Below are 19,218 nucleotides of genomic sequence, written 5' to 3'. Positions count from 1 at the left end.
GCGGCGCCCGCCCCCCAGATCTTCCGGCCGGCCGCAAGCCGGCCTTTTCCCACCTTTCGTGAGGACATCCCGTGGAAATCACTGCTTCCCTGGTCAAGGAACTGCGCGAGCGCACCGGCGCCGGCATGATGGAGTGCAAGAAGGCACTCACCGAGAACGCCGGCAACATCGACAACGCCGCCGAGTGGCTGCGCAAGTCGGGCCTGGCCAAGGCCGACAAGAAAGCCGACCGCGTCGCCGCCGAAGGCCGCATCGCGATGGCCCAGGACGGCGGCAAGGCGGTCCTGGTCGAAATCAACTCCGAGACCGACTTCGTCGCCAAGGACAACAACTTCCTGGCCTTCACCGACGCCGTGGTCCAGGCCGCGCTGACCTCCGGTGCCGCTGACGTCGAAGCGCTGAAGAGCGCCAAGCTGCCCGGCGGCGAGACCGTCGAGGAAGCCCGCGCCGCGGTCATCGCCAAGGTCGGCGAGAACGTGCAGGTGCGCCGCCTGGTGCGCATCGACAGCGCCAACAACGTCGCCGCCTACGTGCACGGCGGCCGCATCGGCGTGCTGGTCGAGGTCAAGGGCGGCGACGCCGACCTGGCCCGTGGCATCGCCATGCACATCGCGGCGATGAACCCGCCGCACATCAAGGCGTCCGACGTCCCGGCCGAGTTCGTGGCCAAGGAAAAGGAAATCGAGCTGGCCAAGATGTCGGAGAAGGACAAGGCCAAGCCGGCCGACATCCTGGAGAAGATCATCAGCGGCAAGATCGCCAAGATCGTCAACGAAGTCACCCTGTACGGCCAGCCCTACGTGCTGAACACCGACCAGACCGTGGAGCAGGCGGTGAAGGCCGCCGGCGCCGATGTGGTCGGCTTCCAGCGCCTGGCCGTGGGCGAAGGCATCGAGAAGGTGGTGGAAGACTACGCCGCCGAAGTGATGAAGCAGGCCGGCCTGGCCTGATCCCGCCCCCGGGAAGAAAAGAGCCGCGCATTGTCGCGGCTTTTTTTTTGCGGGTGTACGCTGCGCGGGCTGGGACAGGCCGCTGCCCCACCTCTTATTCCATGCCGTATCGGAAGTGCATGCATCCTGAACTCGAAGCGATCCTGAGCCACTCCCGCGACCTGCCCTCGCCCCCGGGCATCGCCCTGCGCATCATCGAACTCGCGCAGGATGCGGACGTGGATCTCGCTGCCACCGCCGATGCCATCGCCATGGACATGGCGCTGAGCGCGCGGATGCTGCGCATCGCCAATTCCCCGCTGTACGCCAGCCGGCGACGCATCGACAACCTCGGCCAGGCGCTGACCATGCTCGGCCTGAACGCCGCGCTGAGCCTGGCACTGGGCTTTTCGATGGTGCAGAGCCTGCGTGGCGACGCCAGCGCACCGCAGGAACGGCTGTGGCGGCGCAGCGTGCTGGCAGCCCTGGCCAGCCGCCTGCTCGGCCAGGCCGTCGGCCTGCGCAAGCACGAGGAACTGATGCTGGCCGGCCTGCTGCAGGACATGGGCGCACTGGCCCTGCTGCACGTCTGCCACGACCAGTACGCCGCACTGCTGCACGAAGCCGCCGGCGATCCGCAGCGGCTGAGCGCCCTGGAGCGCGAGCACCTGGGCGCCGACCACGCCGAGGTCGGCGCCTGGCTGGCGAAGAAATGGAAGCTGCCCGCCTACCTGCAGCGCAGCATCGCCAACGGCAACGATGCCGCGGCGAGCGAGCCCTTCGACATCTGCGTGCGCCTGTCCGGGCCGATTGCCGATATCTGGCTCAGCGAGGACACCGAAGCCGCGCGCACCTACGCCATGCAGCGCGCCTATCGCGACCTGCAGCTGGACAGCCGCCGCTTCGACGAAGTGATCGGCCACATCGCCGAGGCGCTGCCGGCGGTCAGCCCGATCTTCGACGTGCGCATCGCGCAGCCGGAGCGGGTCGACGCGATCATCAGCCACGCCCGCGAACTGATGGTGCTGCGCAACCTGCGCGACGTGCAGGAAGCCAACCGCGTGCGCCAGCGCGCCGACGAATACGAGCAGCACGCCCGGCGCCTGGCCGAGCAGGCCAGCCGCGACGCCCTCACCGGCGTGTTCAACCGGCACCAACTGGACACCCTGCTGCAGCAGCAGTTCGAGCTGGCCAACCGCCACGACTGGCCGCTGTCGGTGGCCTTCATCGACCTGGACGATTTCAAGAAGATCAACGACGCCCACGGCCACCTGGTCGGCGACCAGGTGCTGCGCGCGTTCGCCCAGGCCCTGCAGCCGCTGGTGCGCAGCAGCGACATCGTGGCGCGCTTCGGTGGCGAGGAATTCCTGGTGCTGTTGCCCAATACCGGCGAAGACGCCGCGCTCGGGGTCATGCGGCGCATCCTGTCCGAGATCGCGCAGCGGCCGATGACCGAGACCAAGCAGGGGCCACTGCGCATCAGCTTCTCCGCGGGCGTGGCCACCCAGGGCGGCCGCGAGCGCTTCAACAGCGCGCAGGAACTGCTGCAGGCGGCCGACGACATGCTGTACAGCGCCAAGCACGGCGGCCGCAACCGCGTCACCGCGCGCTCGTGCGGCGAGGTGCAACGCTGAAGCATCGCCGACTGCACAGACGCGCTGGCGCGCATCGGCTAAAATCGTGTGGTTTGCCCGTCATCCCCCAACGAGGTCGCCATGTCCCAGCTCGCCTATCGCCGTATCCTGTTGAAACTTTCCGGCGAAGCGCTGATGGGGGACGGGGACTACGGCATCGATCCCAAGATCATCAATCGCCTGGCCCATGAGGTGATCGAGGCGCAGCAGGCCGGCGCGGAAGTGGCGCTGGTGATCGGCGGCGGCAACATCTTCCGCGGCGCCGGCCTGGCCGCCGGCGGCATGGACCGGGTCACCGGCGACCACATGGGCATGCTCGCCACCGTCATCAACGCGCTGGCGATGCAGGACGCGCTGGAGAAGCTCGGCGCCAAGGTGCGGGTGATGAGCGCGATCAAGATCAACGACGTGTGCGAGGACTTCATCCGCCGCCGCGCGATCCGCCACCTGGAAAAGGGCCGCATCGCGATCTTCGCCGCCGGCACCGGCAACCCCTTCTTCACCACCGACTCCGGCGCGGCGCTGCGCGCGATCGAGATCGGCGCCGACCTGCTGCTGAAGGCGACCAAGGTCGACGGCGTGTACGACAAGGACCCGAAGAAGCACGCCGACGCAGTGCGCTTCGACAGCCTGACCTACGACGAGGTCATCGCCCGCAACCTCGAGGTGATGGACACCGCCGCCTTCGCCCTGGCCCGCGACAGCGACCTGCCGCTGCGCATCTTCAACATGGGCCAGCCCGGCGAACTGCTGAAGATCCTGCGCGGTGCCGAGATCGGCACGTTGGTGAAGGGTCGGGGCTGACGCCTCGACCCGGGATTGGCAATTGGGAATTGGGGATTCGCAAGAGCATTGCGCGCTGCAGCATCGCGCCTGCGGTAAAAGCCACCGCGGTGCATGCGCCTGAAGCGCGGCTTTTACGAATCCCCAATCCCGAATCCCCAATCCCGGCCCCACGCCTTTCCCGGCTATAATCGTCCGATTCAGATTCAGCACGGACACCGGCGATGCTCAACGAAATCAAGCAAGACGCACAGACCCGCATGGCCAAGAGCATCGACGCGCTGCGTCATACGCTCGTCAAGGTGCGCACCGGGCGCGCGTCGACCGCGCTGGTCGAGCACCTGAAGGTCAACTACTACGGCTCGGACATGCCGCTGAGCCAGGTCGCCAGCGTGGCCGTCGCCGACGCCCGCTCGCTGACCATCACCCCGTGGGAAAAGCAGATGGTCAGCGCGGTCGAGAAGGCGATCCTGGCCTCGGACCTGGGCCTGACCCCGAACACCGCCGGCACCACCATCCGCCTCAACCTCCCCGCCCTCACCGAGGAACGCCGCCGTGAGCTGTCCAAGGTCGTGCACGGCGAAGGCGAGGACACCAAGGTCGCGATCCGCAACATCCGCCGCGACGCCAACCAGCAGGTCAAGGATCTGCTGAAGGACAAGAAGGTCACCGAGGACGAAGCCCGCGCCAGCGAGGACGACATCCAGAAGCTGACCGACAAGGCGATCAAGGACGTGGACGACGTGGTCAAGGGCAAGGAACAGGAACTGATGGCGGTCTGAGCCTGCGCCTGCCGGCCATGCCTTCCGACCCCGTCCCCATGTCCCTGCCCCGCCATCTGGCCATCATCATGGATGGCAACGGCCGCTGGGCGCAGCGCCGCCGTCGGCCGCGCGTGATCGGCCACCGTGCCGGCGCCCGCGCGGTCAACCGCACCATCGATTTCTGCCTGGAGCGCGGCATCGGCGCGCTGACCCTGTTCGCCTTTTCCAGCGAGAACTGGGGGCGCCCGCAGGAGGAAGTGGACGCGCTGATGAAGCTGTTCCTGCACGCACTCGATCGCGAGGTCGAGGAGCTGCAGCGACGCGGCGTGCGCGTGCGCTTCATCGGCGACCGTTCGCGCTTCGCGCCGTCGCTGTGCGAGCGCATGGCCCAGGCCGAGGCGCGCACCCGCGACAACCAGGCCCTGCACCTGTCGATCGCCGCCAGCTACGGCGGCCGCCAGGACATCGCCCTGGCCGCACGCGCGCTGGCCGAGGACGTCGCCGCCGGGCGCCTGCGCCCGGAGCAAATCGACGAGGACGCCCTGTCGGCGCGCATGGCGCTGGCCGACCTGCCGCCGCCGGACCTGTTCATCCGCACCGGCGGCGACCTGCGCATCAGCAACTTCCTGCTGTGGCAGCTGGCCTATACCGAACTGTGGTTCACCGAGACCCTCTGGCCCGAGTTCGGACCGGAGGTGCTGCAACAAGCCCTGGACGACTACGCCCGCCGCGAGCGGCGTTTCGGCCTCACCAGCGCGCAGGTCGCCGAAGCGGCGACGGAGAACGTTTCCGCATGACCCGTACCCGCGTCATCGCCGCGCTGATCATGGCCCCGCTGGCCATCTGCGCCATTCTGCTGCTGCCGACCCAGTGGCTGGTCGCGCTGGCCGCGTTGATCTTCCTGATCGGCCTGTGGGAATGGCTGAAGCTGGCCGAGGTCGACGACACCCTGCCGCGCACCATCCTGCTGATGCTCAACCTGCTGCTGATGGTGCTGCTGGTGTGGGCCTCGGCCGGCTCGCTGGTGCTGTTCCAGCTGACCACCCTGATCGGCGTCGGCTGGTGGTGCGCGGCGCTGCTGTGGCTGGGCTTCTACCGCTTCGGCTCCGACCACGCCACCTATGCGCGGGTGTTCAAGCTCGCCGCCGGCACCCTGGCGATCGTCCCGGCCTGGGCCGCGCTGGGCCTGATCCACGCCAGCGAGCCGAACGGTCACCGCTGGCTGCTGACCGCCCTGGCCACGGTGTGGGCCGCCGATTCCGGCGCCTATTTCGCCGGCCGCCAGTTCGGCAAGCACAAGCTGGCGCCGCGGATCAGCCCCAACAAGACCTTGGAAGGCCTGATCGGCGGCTTGCTGGCCGGCCTGATCGTGGCCGCCGGCTTCGGCTGGCTGGCCGGGGTGACCCTGCCGCACCTGCCCGGGCTGCTGATCGTGGCCGCGGTCAGCGTGCTGGCCTCGGTGGTCGGCGACCTGTTCGAAAGCCTGCTCAAGCGCCACGTCGGCGCCAAGGACTCGGGCAACGTGATTCCCGGTCACGGCGGCGTGCTGGACCGGATCGACGGCGTGCTGGCGGCGCTGCCGATCTTCGCGCTGGGCAAGGACATCTTCGGGTTCTGAGGCCAGTGAACACGCAACGCAGCAAAGCCGACACGGTGCGCACCATCGCCGTGCTCGGCGCCACCGGCTCGATCGGCGCCTCGGCGCTGGACGTGATCGCGCGCCATCCCCAGCGCCTGCGCGCCGGCGTGCTGGCGGCCGGGCGCAATGTCGACGCGCTGCTGGCGCTGTGCGCCACGCATCGCCCCGCCCATGCGGTGATCGCCGATCCGGACCTGTACCCGGCGCTGCGCGACGGTCTGCGCGCGGCCGGGCTGGCGACCCAGGCGCATGCCGGCGACGCCGCGCTGGACCAGCTGGTGGCCAGCGACGCCTGCGACAGCGTGGTCGCCGCCATCGTCGGTGCCGCGGGCCTCGCCTCGACCCTGGCCGCGGCCCGCGCCGGCAAGCGTCTACTGCTGGCGAACAAGGAGGCCCTGGTGCTGGCCGGCGAGCTGGTCACGGCTGCCGCCGCGGCGGCCGGCGCCGAGATCATCCCGATTGACAGCGAGCACAACGCCATCTTCCAGTGCCTGCGTTCGCGCCAGACCGGCGCCGAAGTACGGCGTGTGCTGCTGACCGCCTCCGGCGGTCCGTTCCGCGGCTGGGACCGCGCGCGCCTGCAGGCGGTGACCCCGGCGCAGGCCGTTGCGCACCCGAAGTGGTCGATGGGGCCGAAGATCTCCGTCGATTCGGCGACGTTGATGAACAAGGGCCTGGAAGTGATCGAGGCCCACCACCTGTTCGCGCTGGCGCCCGAGCGCATCGAGGTGCTGGTGCACCCGCAGAGCCTGGTGCATTCGCTGGTCGAGTTCATCGACGGCTCGACCCTGGCGCAGATGGGCCTGCCCGACATGCGCACCACCCTGGCGGTGGGCCTGGGCTGGCCGGACCGGATCGCCTCCGGGGTCGCCGGGCTGGACCTGCTGGCGCAGGGCCGGCTGGATTTCGAGGCGCCTGATCTGGACGCCTTCCCCTGCCTGGGCCTGGCCTGGCGCGCGATGCAGGCCGGCGGCAGCGCCCCGGCGATCCTGAACGCGGCCAACGAAGTGGCTGTTTCAGCCTTTCTTCAGGGCCGGATCGGTTTCCTATCGATTCCTGCGCTGGTCGAGAACGCCCTGACCGAGCTGCCTGCGGTCGCGGCCGATTCCCTGGACGCATTGCTGGCGGCGGATGCGCAATCGCGCAAGATCACCGAACTCGCCATTGCCCGCCAATTCGCCCATGCTTGATTCCCACGCCGCCATGAGCCACGCGCATGGGTAATTTCTTTGGCTCCATCTGGTGGATGCTGGTCAGCCTGGGCATCCTGGTGACCTTCCACGAGTTCGGCCATTTCTGGGTCGCCCGCCGCTGCGGGGTCAAGGTGCTGCGCTTCTCGGTGGGCTTCGGCAAGCCGCTGTGGTCGCGCTACGACCGCCACGGCACCGAGTTCGCGATCGCCGCGATCCCGCTCGGCGGCTACGTGAAGATGCTCGACGAGCGCGAGGGCGAGGTGGCCCCGGCCGAGCGATCGCAGGCCTTCAACAACAAGAGCGTATGGCAGCGCATCGCCATCGTCGCCGCCGGCCCCATCGCCAACCTGATCCTGTGCGTGGCGCTGCTGTGGGCCATGTTCGTGATCGGCAAGCAGGACTACGCGCCGATCGTCGGCCGCGCCGAGGGCCTGGCCCAGCAGGCCGGGTTCCAGCCCGGCGAGCGCATCGTCCGCGTCGGCGACCGCGACGTCGCGACCTGGAGCGAGGCAGCCATGCAGTTGACCGTCGCCGCCATGGACCGCGAGGACGTGCCGGTGCAGACCGAGGACGCGCAGGACGGCGCCAGCCGCACCCATACCCTGCGCCTGTCGCAGCTGCCGGTCGGCTTCGACGAGCAGCAGGTGCCGGCCCTGGCCGGCCTGACCTGGCGCTTCACCCTGCAGCCGGCGGTCATCGCCAACGTCGCCGCCGGCTCGGCCGCCGACGGCGTGCTGCGCCCCGGCGACCGCGTGCTGGCGGTGGACGGCGCCCCGATCACCAGCGCCGACCAGGTCGCGCCACGGGTGCAGGCGCTGGGCCGCGACGGCGGCAACGGCCTGATCGAGGTCGAGCGCAACGGCGAGCGGCTGGCGCTGGAGGTTCATCTCAAGCCGACCGCCGGCCCCGGCGCGCCGAGCTGGAAGCTGGGCGTGGGCATCGGCGAGCAGCGCCGGCCGGCCTACGACGCCACCCTGCGCTACGGCCCGCTGGCGGCGATCCCGGTCGCCTTCCGCGAGACCGGCCGGCTGGCCGGCGACACCCTCGGCATCCTGCGCCGCATGCTGACCGGCGAGGCCTCGCTGAAGAACGTGTCCGGCCCGATCACCATCGCCAAGGTCGCCAACGTCTCGGCCAAGCAGGGCCCGGACTGGTTCCTGAATTTCCTGGCCCTGCTGTCGCTGAGCCTGGCGATCATGAACCTGCTGCCGATCCCGATCTTGGACGGCGGGCACTTGCTGTATTACCTTATCGAGTTGGTCAAGGGCAGCCCGCTGAGCGAGCGCGCCATGGCGGCAGGGCAGTTCGTGGGCCTGACGTTGCTGGCAGGACTGATGGGGTTGGCGTTCTACAACGACCTCTTCGGCCAGGCACTGCGATGACCCGCGCCGATCCACTCGACCCGCTGTCGTCTTGCGCCGGCGCCCATGCAACAACGATATCGACCTCTACCGGACGTGACATGACGAGATTTCCCACTCGCCGCCTGCTTGCCCTCACCCTCGCCGCCAGCCTCAGCCTGCCGGCCATGGCCCAGGTAGCGGAGCCCTTCACCGCCAGCGACATCCGCGTCGACGGGCTGCAACGCATTTCGTCCGGCACCGTGTTCACCTACCTGCCGGTGGAACGCGGCGACAGCGTGGACGAGGCCAAGGTCGCCGAGGCGATCCGTGCGCTGTACCGCACCGGCTTCTTCGAGGACGTGCGCGTCGACCGCCAGGGCAACATCCTGGTGGTCACGGTCAAGGAGCGTCCGGCGATCAACAAGCTGACCGTCACCGGCAACAAGGACATCAAGAGCGAGGAACTGCTCAAGGGCCTGTCCGACATCGGCCTCAGCGAGGGCGGCACCTTCGACCGGCTGAGCCTGGACCGGGTGACCCAGGAGTTGACCCGCCAGTACAACAACCGCGGCAAGTACAACGTCGAGATCACCCCGACGGTGAGCCCGCTGGACCGCAACCGCGTCGACGTGGCCATCGCGATCAAGGAAGGCAAGGCGGCCAAGATCCGCCACGTCAACCTGATCGGCACCGAGAAGTTCCTCAACCAGGACATCATGGAGAACTGGGAGTCGCGCGAGCACAACTGGCTGTCCTGGTACCGCCGCGACGACCAATACTCCAAGGAAAAGCTGTCCGGCGACCTGGAGAAGCTCAACTCCTGGTACCTGGACCGCGGCTACGTCGACTTCAGCGTCGACTCCACCCAGGTCGCGATCAGCCCCGACAAGCGCGACATGTACCTGACCGCCGGCATCACCGAAGGCGAGCAGTACAAGATCTCCGACATCAAGGTCACCGGCGACACCATCCTGCCGCAGGAAGAGATCGAGAAGCTGGTGATCCCCAAGCCGGGCGACACCTTCTCGCGCGCGCTGCTGGAATACAGCTCCGACGCGATCACCAACACCCTGAGCAACATCGGCTACGCCTTCGCCAAGGTCACCCCGATCCCGACCACCGACCGCGAGAAGCGCACGGTGGCGGTGAACCTGCAGGTGACCCCGGGTCCGCGCGTTTCGGTGCGGCGCATCGTGTTCCGCGGCAACACCCGCACCTCCGACGAAGTGCTGCGTCGCGAAATGCGCCAGTTCGAGGACACCTGGTACTCGCAGGCGGCGATCGACCGCTCCAAGATCCGCCTGCAGCGCCTGGGCTACTTCGAGTCGGTGGACGTGGAAACCCCGCCGGTGCCGGGCAGCAACGACAAGGTCGACGTGGTCTACAACGTCAAGGAGACCACCTCTGGCAGCTTCACCTTCGGCCTGGGCTACTCGCAGACCTACGGCGTCACCACCTCGGTGCAGCTGTCGCAGAACAACTTCCTCGGCGGCGGCAACCGCGTCTCGGTGGACGCCTCGCGCAGCAGCTACCAGGAGCGCTACGCGTTCTCCTACACCAATCCGTTCTTCACCGACGACGGCGTATCGCTGGGCTACAACCTGTCGTGGCGCAAGCTGGACTACTCCGACTTCGGCACCGCGCAGTACAACAGCACCAACGGCGCGGCGCAGGTGATCTTCGGCGTGCCGATCACCGAAACCGACAGCGTCTCGCTGATGTTCGGCGTGGACAGCAACCAGATCACCACCTATCCCGGCTTCACCCCGCAGGCGATCATCAACTACATCGACGCGATGGGGACCAAGACCTTCCACGCCTGGCGCAGCGAACTGGGCTGGGCGCGCGACACCCGCAACGACTACTTCATGCCGACCCGCGGCATGTACCAGCGCGTGGGCCTGGAAGCCACCCTGCCCGGCTCGACCGTGGAGTACTGGAAGCTCAACTACCAGATCTCCAAGTACTGGCCGATCTCGCCGGCGCTGGTGCTCAATACCCGCGCGGAGTTCGGCTACGGCGACAGCTACGGCAGCGACGTCTCGCGCGACATCTGCGGTGTCACCGTGCCCGATGCGCAAGGCACGCCGGTCTACAACCCGCAGGCCTGCGACGGCACCAACCTGGTCCGCCGCGTCACCGCCTCGGGCCTGCCGTTCTACGAGAACTTCTACGCCGGCGGCACCAACTCGGTCCGCGGCTTCGAGGACAACACCCTCGGCCCGCGCTCGGAGGCCACCGCCTCGTACAGCCGCGGCCAGCCGCTGGGCGGCTCGTTCAAGACCGTGGGTTCGGCGGAAATGTACTTCCCGAAGCTGTTCGACAGCCCGTCGGCGCGCATTTCGGCGTTCGTGGACGTCGGCAACGTGTTCAACGGCGTGGACAATTTCAAGTCCAACGAACTGCGTGCCTCCACCGGCATCGCGTTGCTGTGGCGCGCGCCGGTCGGTCCGATCTCGATCAGCTATGCGGTTCCGCTGAAGAAGGAAGACAACGACGAGATCGAGCGTCTGCAGTTCACCTTTGGTGGTCAGTTCTAAAGAACTGCCCACCCGCTGCCAGGGCGTTGCCCTGGCAGCCAGGTTTTCGCGGTGCGAAAACCTGCTGGGGCGTGGCCTGCCTAATCCCCGCGCCTTCGGCGCGCCCCGAGCGCGTCACCGCATTCGCGCTGACGCCCCACGATTCGCGTTGCGAATCGCGGGCCCCGGCTCATTACTCTCCGAACCCCCATGCCTTCGGCGCGCCCCCTTTACCAAAGGGGGCTTTGCTCCAGCAGGCTGATCCTCACCTGTAGATTGATCGAGGCTGTTCGAGACGGTGTTGCGCGAGCGGGTCACGCGCCCTACGCGGCCGTACGTATGACCGTGTCGATGGCACACGGTAGAATCCCCCGGTGAATACTTCGACCTATACCGCTGACGAGATCGCCGAGCGTTTCGGCCTGCAGGTGCATGGCGACGGCAGCGTTGCGGTGCATGCCGTGGCCACGCTGGCGCAGGCCGGCCCGGGACAGCTCAGCTTCCTGGCCAATCCCCGCTATCGCGCACAACTGGCCGACAGCACCGCGGCGATCGTGGTGCTGCGTGCCGACGACGCCGAGGCCGCGCCGGGCACGGCGCTGATCGCGCGCGATCCGTATGTCGCCTTCGCCAAGATCGCCGCGCTGTTCGATGTGGCGCCGGCGCGTCCACCGGGCGTCCATCCCAGCGCCAGCATCGATCCCAGCGCACAGGTGGCGCCCACCGCGCACATCGGCGCCTTCGTCAGCATCGGCGCGCGCAGCGTGGTCGGCGATGGCTGCGTGATCGGCCCCGGCTGCGTGATCGGCGAGGACTGCCAGGTCGGCGCCGGCAGCGAACTGATCGCCCGCGTCACCCTGGTCACCCGGGTGCGCCTGGGCCAGCGCGTGCGCGTGCATCCCGGCGCGGTGCTCGGCGCCGACGGCTTTGGCCTGGCGATGGACGCCGGCCGCTGGATCAAGGTGCCGCAGCTGGGCGGGGTCAGCATCGGCGACGATTGCGAGATCGGCGCCAACACCTGCGTGGACCGCGGCGCGCTGGAAGACACCACCCTCGAAGAAGACGTGCGCCTGGACAACCTGGTGCAGGTCGCGCACAACGTGCACATCGGCGCGCACAGCGCCATCGCCGGCTGCACCGGCATCGCCGGCAGCGCCAAGATCGGCCGCTACGTGATGCTCGGCGGCGCGGTCGGCGTGGTCGGCCACCTGGAGATCTGCGACAAGGTCGTGGTCACCGGCAAGTCGGTCGTGCGCAACTCCATCCACGAGCCGGGCGAGTACTCGTCCGGCACCCCATTGACCGACAACCGCACGTGGCGCAAGAACGCCGCGCGCTTCAAGCAGCTCGATGCCCTGGCCCGTCGCATCCTGTCTGTCAGCAAGGAGAAGGAATGAGCCACGATCAGCCCCTGCCGGACATCGCCCAGATCCGCGCACTGCTTCCGCACCGCTACCCGTTCCTGCTGGTGGACAAGGTGGTCTCGCTGGATTTCGAGAACCGCCGGATCGTCGCGCACAAGAATGTGAGCATCAACGAGCCGTACTTCCAGGGCCATTTCCCGGGCCAGCCGATCATGCCGGGCGTGCTGATCATCGAGGCGCTGGCGCAGGCCGGCGGCATCCTGACCCAACTGGCGATGGGCCGCGACGCGCAGTCCAAGCTGTTCTACATGGTCAAGGTCGACAACGCCCGCTTCAGCGCCCAGGTGGTGCCCGGCGACGTGCTGGAGCTGCACGTGGAGATCAAGCGGGTGATCCGCAACATGGCGGTGTACTACGGCGAAGCCAAGGTCGACGGCAAGGTCGTGGCCTGCGCCGAAGTGCTGTGCGCCGGCACCCGCGAATGACCCTGGCAGGAGATCTGCGATGAGCGCCAACGCCCCACTGATCCACCCGTCCGCCGTCATCGACCCTGCGGCGACGCTGGCGGCCGACGTGCGCGTCGGCGCCTTCACCGTGATCGGCGCCGAGGTGGAGATCGGCGAAGGTTGCGAGATCGGCTCGCATTGCAGCATCGTCGGCCCGACCCGGCTCGGCCGCGACAACCGCCTGGTCGGCCACGTCGCGCTCGGCGGCGACCCGCAGGACAAGAAGTTCGCCGGCGAACGCACCGAACTGGTGATCGGCGACCGCAACGTGATCCGCGAGTTCGTCACCATCAGCCGCGGCACCGGCAGCGGCGGCGGCATCACCCGCGTCGGCAGCGACAACTGGTTCCTGGCCTACACCCACGTCGCCCACGACTGCATCGTCGGCAACCACTGCGTGTTCTCCAACAACACCACCCTGGCCGGGCACGTGGAAGTGGGCGACCACGTGATCATCAGCGGCTTCGCCGGCGCGCATCAGTTCTGCCGGATCGGCGATCACGCCTTCCTCGGCATGGGCGCGCTGATCAACGGCGACGTGCCCCCGTTCACCATGGTCGGCGGCAATTCGCTGGGGCGCCCGCGCGGCATCAACAGCGAAGGCCTGAAGCGCCGCGGCTTCGATCCCGAGCGCGTGGCCGCGATCAAGCGCGCCTACCGCGCGCTGTACGTGGCCGGCCTGCCGCTGGCCGAGGCCAAGCACCAGCTGGCGGTGCTGGCCGAAGGCAGCGAGGACGTGCGCGCGATGCTGGAATTCATCGAATCCAGCGAGCGGCCGTTGTTGCGATGAATGCCGGGATTCGGGATTCGGGATTCGGGATTGGCAACGGCAGCATTGCCGGCGCCGATAGCGCCGCTTCCGCTTTTGCGAATCCCCACTCCCCAATCCCCAATCCCCGCACAGCACCGCTGCGCATCGCCCTGGTCGCCGGCGAAGCCTCCGGCGACCTGCTGGGCGCGGGGCTGATCGAGGCGCTGCGCGCGCGCTACCCCGACGCCGAGTTCGCCGGGGTCGGGGGCGAGGCGATGCGCCAGGCCGGTTGCCAGACCTGGTTCGACGCCAGCGAGCTGGCGGTGATGGGCCTGCTGGAAGTGCTGCGGCACCTGCCGCGCCTGCTGAAGCTGCGCCGCGCGCTGCGCGAGCGGCTGCTGGCCTGGCGCCCGGACGTGTTCGTCGGCATCGACGCCCCCGATTTCAATCTCGGCGTGGAGCGCTGGCTGAAGCAGCGCGGGCTGCGCACCGTGCATTACGTCAGTCCGTCGGTGTGGGCCTGGCGCGAGCAGCGCGCGGCCAAGATCGGCGCCAGCGCCGACCGGGTGCTGTGCCTGTTCCCGATGGAGCCGCCGATCTACGCCAGGCACGGCGTGGACGCGCGCTTCGTCGGCCACCCCATGGCCGACGCGATCGCGCTGCACGAAGACCGTGGCGCGGCGCGCGCGTCCCTCGGCGTGCCCGCCGACGCGCCGGTGCTGGCGGTGCTGCCGGGCAGCCGCCTGGGCGAGATCGGCAAGCTCGGCGACACCTTCTTCGCCGCCGCCGCGCGGGTGCTGCAGCAGCTTCCGAACGCGCGCGTGCTGGTGCCGGCCGCCAATGCCGCATGCAAGGCGCTGATCGCCGAGCAACTCGCGCGCTCGGCCTTGCCGCCGGCCGCCACCCAGGTGCTGGACGGCCAGGCGCGCGCCGCGCTGCTGGCCGCCGACGCGGTACTGCTGGCCTCCGGCACCGCGACCCTGGAAGCGATGCTGGTGAAGCGGCCGATGGTGGTCGGCTACAAGGTCGCCCCGCTCACCTACCGCATCGTCAAGGCGCTGGGATTGCTGAAGGTAGACCGCTACGCCCTGCCCAATATCCTCGCCGGCCATGACCTGGCGCCGGAGCTGATGCAGGACGCCTGCACCCCCGACGCGCTGGCCACCGCGCTGCTGCACTGGCTGCGCAATCCACAAGCGGTGGCGGCGCTGCAGCCCGAATACGAACGCCTGCACCTGCTGCTGCGCCAGGACGCCTCGGCGCGGGCGGCCGATGCGGTGCTCGAGTTGCTTGAGAGCCGGGAGTCGGGAGTGGGGATTCGGGATTCGAGAGAAGCAAAGGCATGAAGCGCCCAGACTCCCCATCGCCGCAGCAGGAACTGCTCTGCGAATCCCCACTCCCGAATCCCCAATCCCGGCTTTACGCCGGCGTCGACGAAGCCGGCCGCGGACCTCTCGCGGGGCCGGTGGCGGTAGCGGCGGTGGTGTTCGATCCGGCGCGCACCCGCATCAACGGGCTGGACGATTCCAAACAGTTGACCGCGGCGCGGCGGGAGACGCTCTATGCGCGCATCGTCGAGCGTGCGCTGGCCTGGCAGGTGGTGCTGATCGAGGCCGAGGAGATCGACCGCCTGAACATCTACCAGGCGACCATGCTGGGCATGCGCCGCGCGGTCGAGGGCGTGGCGCACGTGGCCGGCTTCGCCCGCATCGACGGCAACCGGGTGCCCAAGGGTCTGCCCTGCGCCGCCGAGGCGCTGGTCGGCGGCGACGGCCTGGACCGCGCGATCATGGCCGCCTCGATCGTCGCCAAGGTCACCCGCGACCGGATCATGCAGCGCCTGCACGACGAACACCCGCACTACGGCTTCGACCTGCACAAGGGCTACGCCACCCCGGCGCACCTGGCCGCGCTGGCCGCGCACGGCCCCTGCGTCCACCACCGGCGCAGCTTCGCGCCCGTTCGGTTGGCCCTGGAGGGCCGGGATTCGGGAGTGGAGATTGGGGATTCGTTGGAGTCGCTGCAGCTCGCGTAGACGCGCGCACGGCACCGTCAGCATCGCGTGCGGCTCAGGCATCAGTGAGACCGCAACGAATCCCCAATCCCCACTCCCGAATCCCCGCCTCCACCTGTCAAGCCTTGCCCGGCTCGGCCCCCGCCGCTACCCTGCCCGGGCATCGCTCTGGTTCCGCATGTCCACTTCCCGCTTCGCCCATCTGCACATCCACACCGAGTTCTCGCTGGCGGATTCGACCATCCGTGTGCCCGAGAAACCGGATCAGGCTGACCCGAAGAAAGCCAAGCAGGCCAACCTGCTCAGCCGCGCGGTGGAGCTGGACCTGCCCGCGCTGGCGGTCACCGACCTCAACAACCTGTTCGCGCTGGTCAAGTTCTACAAGGCCGCCGAGGGCGTGGGCATCAAGCCGATCGCCGGCGCCGACCTGCTGATCGCCGACGGCACCCAGGCGCCGTGGCGGCTGACCGTGCTGTGCCGCAACCGCGACGGCTACCTCAGCCTGTCGCGGCTGCTGACCCGCGCCTGGCTGGAAGGCCACCGCAACGAAGGCGGCGTGGCGCTGCGCCCGGAATGGCTGCAGACCGGCAGCGACAACCTGTTCGCCCTGGTCGGCCGCGAGAGCCTGGCTGGGCGCCTGGCCAGCGAAGGCCGCCACGACCTGGCCGAGCAGCAACTGGCCGACTGGCAGCGCAACTTCGGCGACGGCCTGCACCTGGAACTGACCCGCACCGGCCGCGACGGCGAGGAGGCGTTCAACCAGTTCGCCCTGCACGCGGCCGGCATCCGCGGCCTGCCGGTGGTCGCCAGCAACGACGTGCGCTTCCTGTACGCCAGCGACTTCGCCGCGCACGAGGCGCGCGTGTGCATCTCCTCCGGCCGCGTGCTCGACGATCCCAAGCGCCCGCGCGACTACAGCGATCAGCAGTACCTGAAATCGGCCGAGGAGATGGCCGCGCTGTTCGCCGATATCCCCGACGCGATCGACAACACGCTGGCGCTGGCGCAACGCTGCAACATCGAGATGCAGCTGGGCACCTACTTCCTGCCCGCCTACCCGGTGCCCGACGACGAGACGCTGGACAGCTGGATCCGCAGCCAGTCGCGCGACGGCCTGGCCGCGCGCCTGGAAAAGAATCCGCTGGCGCCCGGCAAGACCCGCCAGGACTACGTGGACCGGCTCGAGTTCGAGCTGGACACCATCATCAAGATGGGCTTCCCCGGCTACTTCCTGATCGTGGCCGACTTCATCCAGTGGGGCAAGAACCAGGGCATTCCGATCGGCCCGGGCCGCGGTTCCGGTGCCGGCTCGCTGGTGGCGTGGGCGCTGCAGATCACCGACCTGGACCCGCTGCCGTACAACCTGCTGTTCGAGCGCTTCCTCAACCCGGAACGCGTGTCGATGCCCGACTTCGACATCGACTTCTGCATGGATCGCCGCGACGAGGTGATCGACTACGTGGCGCGCAAGTACGGCCGCGACCGGGTCAGCCAGATCATCACCTACGGCACCATGGCGGCCAAGGCGGTGGTGCGCGACTGCGGCCGCGTGCTCGGCTTCCCGTACGGCCTGGTCGACGGCGTCGCCAAGCTGATCCCCAACATCCTCGGCATCACGCTGAAGGATGCGATGGGCGAAGGCAAGGACAGCGAGATGGCCTCGCCGGAGCTGATCCAGCGCTACCAGGCCGAGGACGACGTCCGCGACCTGATGGACCTGGCGCGGCAGCTCGAGGACCTGACCCGCAACGCCGGCAAGCACGCCGGCGGCGTGGTGATCGCGCCGACGCCGCTGTCGGACTTCTGCCCGCTGTTCGCCGAACACGACGTCGACAACTTCGGCAAGAACCCGGTCACCCAGTTCGACAAGGACGACGTCGAACAGGTCGGCCTGGTCAAGTTCGACTTCCTCGGCCTGCGCACCCTGACCATCATCGATTGGGCGGTGAAGGCGATCAACGTGCGCCACGCGCGCGCCGGCATCCCGCCGGTGGAGATCGCTGCGATCCCGCTCGACGATGCGCCCACCTACAAGGGCATCTTCGCCTCGGGCAACACCGGCGCGGTGTTCCAGTTCGAATCCTCGGGCATGCGCCGGCTGCTGAAGGACGCCCGCCCCGACCGCTTCGAGGACCTGATCGCGCTGGTGTCGCTGTACCGCCCCGGCCCGATGGACCTGATCCCCGACTTCAACGCGCGCAAGCACGGGCAGCAGGAGATCGTCTATCCCGATCCGCGCACCGAAGCGATCCTGCAGGACACCTACGGCATCATGGTGTACCAGGAGCAGGTGATGCAGATGGCGCAGATCGTCGGCGGCTACTCGCTGGGCGGCGCCGACCTGCTGCGCCGCGCGATGGGCAAGAAGGTGCCGGCGGAAATGGCCAAGCACCGCGAGATCTTCCGCGAGGGCGCGGCCAAGGGCGGCGTCGGCGAGGCCAAGGCCGACGAAATCTTCGACCTGATGGAGAAGTTCGCCGGCTACGGCTTCAACAAGTCGCACGCCGCCGCCTACGCGCTGGTCAGCTACCAGACCGCGTGGCTGAAACGCCATTACCCGGCCGAGTTCATGGCGGCCACGCTGTCCTCGGACATGGACAACACCGACAAGGTGGTCGGCTTCCTCGACGAGGTGCGCAACCTCGGCCTGACCGTGCTGCCGCCGCGCATCAACGCCTCGGCCTACATGTTCGAGGCGGCCACCCCGGACACCATCCAGTACGGCCTGGGCGCGATCAAGGGCGTGGGTCGTGGCGCCTGCGAGGCGATCGTGGCCGAGCGCGAGCGCGGCGGCGAATACGCCTCGCTGCTGGATTTCTGCACCCGCGTCGAATCGGCCAAGCTCAACAAGCGCACGCTGGAAGCGATGATCAACGCCGGCGCGATGGACGGGCTGGGCAGCAACCGCGCCACGCTGATGCTGCAGTTGCCGGAGGTGATGAAGGCCACCGAGCAGATGGCGCGCGAGCGTGCCTCCGGGCAGAACTCGCTGTTCGGCGGTGCCGACACCAGCGCCCCGGCGCTGCGCCTGGACCTGCCGGAGAGCAAGGAATGGCCGCTGGGCCAGTTGCTGGCCGGCGAGCGCGAGACGTTGGGCTTCTACCTCAGCGGCCATCCGTTCGACCCGTACCGCGACGAAATGCGCGAACTGGTCGGCTGCGACCTGAGCGCGCTGGAGAAGATCTGCGCACAGTCCGGCGGCGGCCGCAGTGGCGGCGGCGATGGCGAGAAGCGCGCGTGGCGCCCGGAGGTCAGCGCGATCCTCGCCGGCCAGGTGGTCGGCGTGCGCCGCAAGGGCGACAGCCAGGTGTTCGTGCAACTGGAAGACGGCCGCGGCCGCATCGAATGCAGCGCGTTCTCCGACGCCATCGCCGAGTTCGGCCACCTGCTGACCCGCGACCGCATCCTCATCGTCAAGGGCGGCGTGCGCGAGGACGAATTCAACGGCGGCTACGCGATGCGCATCCGCCAGTGCTGGGACTACGAACAGATCTGCACGCACCACGCGCAGCGCCTGTCGCTGCGCCTGGACCTGCGCCAGCGCAGCGCCTGGCCGCGCATCGACGGCCTGCTCGCCCGCCACCGCCCGGGCAAGACCCCGCTGCGCCTGGACCTGCTGCTGCAGTCGGCGCAGGGCGGCATCGCCGGCATGCTCGACCTCAACGGCAGCCATTCGGTGCGCGTGGATCCGCAGCTGCTGGACGCCTTGCGCGGCGACCCGGCGGTGCGCGCGGTAAAGGTCAAATACAGCCCGCCGTGGGCGAACTGACCCGCGCTGC

The 19,218-nt window shown here is 68.8% G+C and carries 15 protein-coding genes; all 15 read left to right on the top strand.

Annotated features, from left to right (window positions below):
- Positions 1 to 71 precede the first annotated feature (71 nt).
- Positions 72 to 950: a translation elongation factor Ts gene (tsf, locus tag QN245_RS07195; protein WP_160970852.1), complete on the top strand. Its 879-nt coding sequence runs from the start codon at positions 72 to 74 to the stop codon at positions 948 to 950.
- A gap of 119 nt (positions 951 to 1,069) precedes the next feature.
- Positions 1,070 to 2,563: a GGDEF domain-containing protein gene (locus QN245_RS07190; protein WP_317844942.1), complete on the top strand. Its 1,494-nt coding sequence runs from the start codon at positions 1,070 to 1,072 to the stop codon at positions 2,561 to 2,563.
- Positions 2,564 to 2,644: 81 nt separating this feature from the next.
- Complete coding sequence (gene pyrH / locus QN245_RS07185) at positions 2,645 to 3,367, top strand: UMP kinase (protein ID WP_160970848.1); 723 nt, start codon at positions 2,645 to 2,647, stop codon at positions 3,365 to 3,367.
- Positions 3,368 to 3,570: 203 nt separating this feature from the next.
- Positions 3,571 to 4,128 carry a ribosome recycling factor gene (gene frr, locus QN245_RS07180; protein WP_317844941.1) on the top strand — a complete coding sequence of 186 codons (558 nt, stop codon included), beginning with the start codon at positions 3,571 to 3,573 and terminating at the stop codon, positions 4,126 to 4,128.
- 38 nt (positions 4,129 to 4,166) lie between these two features.
- A complete protein-coding gene (gene uppS / locus QN245_RS07175) occupies positions 4,167 to 4,907 on the top strand; it encodes a polyprenyl diphosphate synthase (protein ID WP_160970844.1) in 741 nt (246 codons plus the stop codon).
- The gene (locus tag QN245_RS07170) at positions 4,904 to 5,728 is read left to right on the top strand and encodes a phosphatidate cytidylyltransferase (protein WP_317844940.1); all 825 of its coding nucleotides are present in this window, start codon (positions 4,904 to 4,906) and stop codon (positions 5,726 to 5,728) included. Before uppS ends, QN245_RS07170 begins: the two co-directional genes overlap by 4 nt.
- 5 nt (positions 5,729 to 5,733) lie before the next feature.
- Positions 5,734 to 6,939: a 1-deoxy-D-xylulose-5-phosphate reductoisomerase gene (locus QN245_RS07165; protein ID WP_160970840.1), complete on the top strand. Its 1,206-nt coding sequence runs from the start codon at positions 5,734 to 5,736 to the stop codon at positions 6,937 to 6,939.
- A 26-nt stretch (positions 6,940 to 6,965) separates the two neighbouring features.
- Positions 6,966 to 8,324 (top strand): RIP metalloprotease RseP, encoded by a 1,359-nt coding sequence (rseP, locus tag QN245_RS07160; protein WP_317844939.1) that lies wholly within the window; start codon positions 6,966 to 6,968, stop codon positions 8,322 to 8,324.
- 80 nt (positions 8,325 to 8,404) lie between these two features.
- A complete protein-coding gene (bamA, locus tag QN245_RS07155; RefSeq protein WP_317844938.1) occupies positions 8,405 to 10,825 on the top strand; it encodes an outer membrane protein assembly factor BamA in 2,421 nt (806 codons plus the stop codon).
- A gap of 353 nt (positions 10,826 to 11,178) precedes the next feature.
- The gene (gene lpxD / locus QN245_RS07150; RefSeq protein ID WP_317844937.1) at positions 11,179 to 12,201 is read left to right on the top strand and encodes a UDP-3-O-(3-hydroxymyristoyl)glucosamine N-acyltransferase; all 1,023 of its coding nucleotides are present in this window, start codon (positions 11,179 to 11,181) and stop codon (positions 12,199 to 12,201) included.
- Entirely contained in the window at positions 12,198 to 12,653 is a 456-nt protein-coding gene (gene fabZ, locus QN245_RS07145; RefSeq protein WP_160970832.1) for a 3-hydroxyacyl-ACP dehydratase FabZ, read from the top strand. The genes lpxD and fabZ overlap by 4 nt, the downstream gene beginning before the upstream one ends.
- Before the next feature lie 19 nt (positions 12,654 to 12,672).
- Positions 12,673 to 13,464, top strand: a complete 792-nt coding sequence (gene lpxA, locus QN245_RS07140) for an acyl-ACP--UDP-N-acetylglucosamine O-acyltransferase (RefSeq protein WP_160963990.1) — start codon at positions 12,673 to 12,675, stop codon at positions 13,462 to 13,464.
- The gene (gene lpxB / locus QN245_RS07135) at positions 13,461 to 14,771 is read left to right on the top strand and encodes a lipid-A-disaccharide synthase (RefSeq protein WP_317844936.1); all 1,311 of its coding nucleotides are present in this window, start codon (positions 13,461 to 13,463) and stop codon (positions 14,769 to 14,771) included. Before lpxA ends, lpxB begins: the two co-directional genes overlap by 4 nt.
- Positions 14,768 to 15,460, top strand: coding sequence for a ribonuclease HII (locus tag QN245_RS07130; protein WP_317844935.1), 693 nt, complete (start codon positions 14,768 to 14,770; stop codon positions 15,458 to 15,460). Before lpxB ends, QN245_RS07130 begins: the two co-directional genes overlap by 4 nt.
- Before the next feature lie 157 nt (positions 15,461 to 15,617).
- On the top strand, positions 15,618 to 19,208 hold the full coding sequence (gene dnaE, locus QN245_RS07125; protein ID WP_317844934.1) for a DNA polymerase III subunit alpha: 3,591 nt from the start codon (positions 15,618 to 15,620) through the stop codon (positions 19,206 to 19,208).
- Positions 19,209 to 19,218 lie beyond the last annotated feature (10 nt).

This window comes from Xanthomonas rydalmerensis (assembly GCF_033170385.1).
Classification (GTDB): Bacteria; Pseudomonadota; Gammaproteobacteria; order Xanthomonadales; family Xanthomonadaceae; genus Xanthomonas_A; species Xanthomonas_A rydalmerensis.
The sequence above is the reverse complement of the archived record's forward strand: the minus strand, read 5'-3'. Positions and strand labels throughout refer to the sequence as shown.

What these genes read in the sequence shown, in the direction of transcription:
- QN245_RS07190 (WP_317844942.1), top strand. Translation starts at nt 1,070, where the DNA reads ATGCATCCTGAACTCGAAGCGATCCTGAGCCACTCCCGCGACCTGCCC.
- pyrH (WP_160970848.1), top strand. Translation starts at nt 2,645, where the DNA reads ATGTCCCAGCTCGCCTATCGCCGTATCCTGTTGAAACTTTCCGGCGAA.
- frr (WP_317844941.1), top strand. Translation starts at nt 3,571, where the DNA reads ATGCTCAACGAAATCAAGCAAGACGCACAGACCCGCATGGCCAAGAGC.
- uppS (WP_160970844.1), top strand. Translation starts at nt 4,167, where the DNA reads ATGTCCCTGCCCCGCCATCTGGCCATCATCATGGATGGCAACGGCCGC.
- QN245_RS07170 (WP_317844940.1), top strand. Translation starts at nt 4,904, where the DNA reads ATGACCCGTACCCGCGTCATCGCCGCGCTGATCATGGCCCCGCTGGCC.
- rseP (WP_317844939.1), top strand. Translation starts at nt 6,966, where the DNA reads ATGGGTAATTTCTTTGGCTCCATCTGGTGGATGCTGGTCAGCCTGGGC.
- bamA (WP_317844938.1), top strand. Translation starts at nt 8,405, where the DNA reads ATGACGAGATTTCCCACTCGCCGCCTGCTTGCCCTCACCCTCGCCGCC.
- fabZ (WP_160970832.1), top strand. Translation starts at nt 12,198, where the DNA reads ATGAGCCACGATCAGCCCCTGCCGGACATCGCCCAGATCCGCGCACTG.
- lpxA (WP_160963990.1), top strand. Translation starts at nt 12,673, where the DNA reads ATGAGCGCCAACGCCCCACTGATCCACCCGTCCGCCGTCATCGACCCT.
- lpxB (WP_317844936.1), top strand. Translation starts at nt 13,461, where the DNA reads ATGAATGCCGGGATTCGGGATTCGGGATTCGGGATTGGCAACGGCAGC.
- QN245_RS07130 (WP_317844935.1), top strand. Translation starts at nt 14,768, where the DNA reads ATGAAGCGCCCAGACTCCCCATCGCCGCAGCAGGAACTGCTCTGCGAA.
- dnaE (WP_317844934.1), top strand. Translation starts at nt 15,618, where the DNA reads ATGTCCACTTCCCGCTTCGCCCATCTGCACATCCACACCGAGTTCTCG.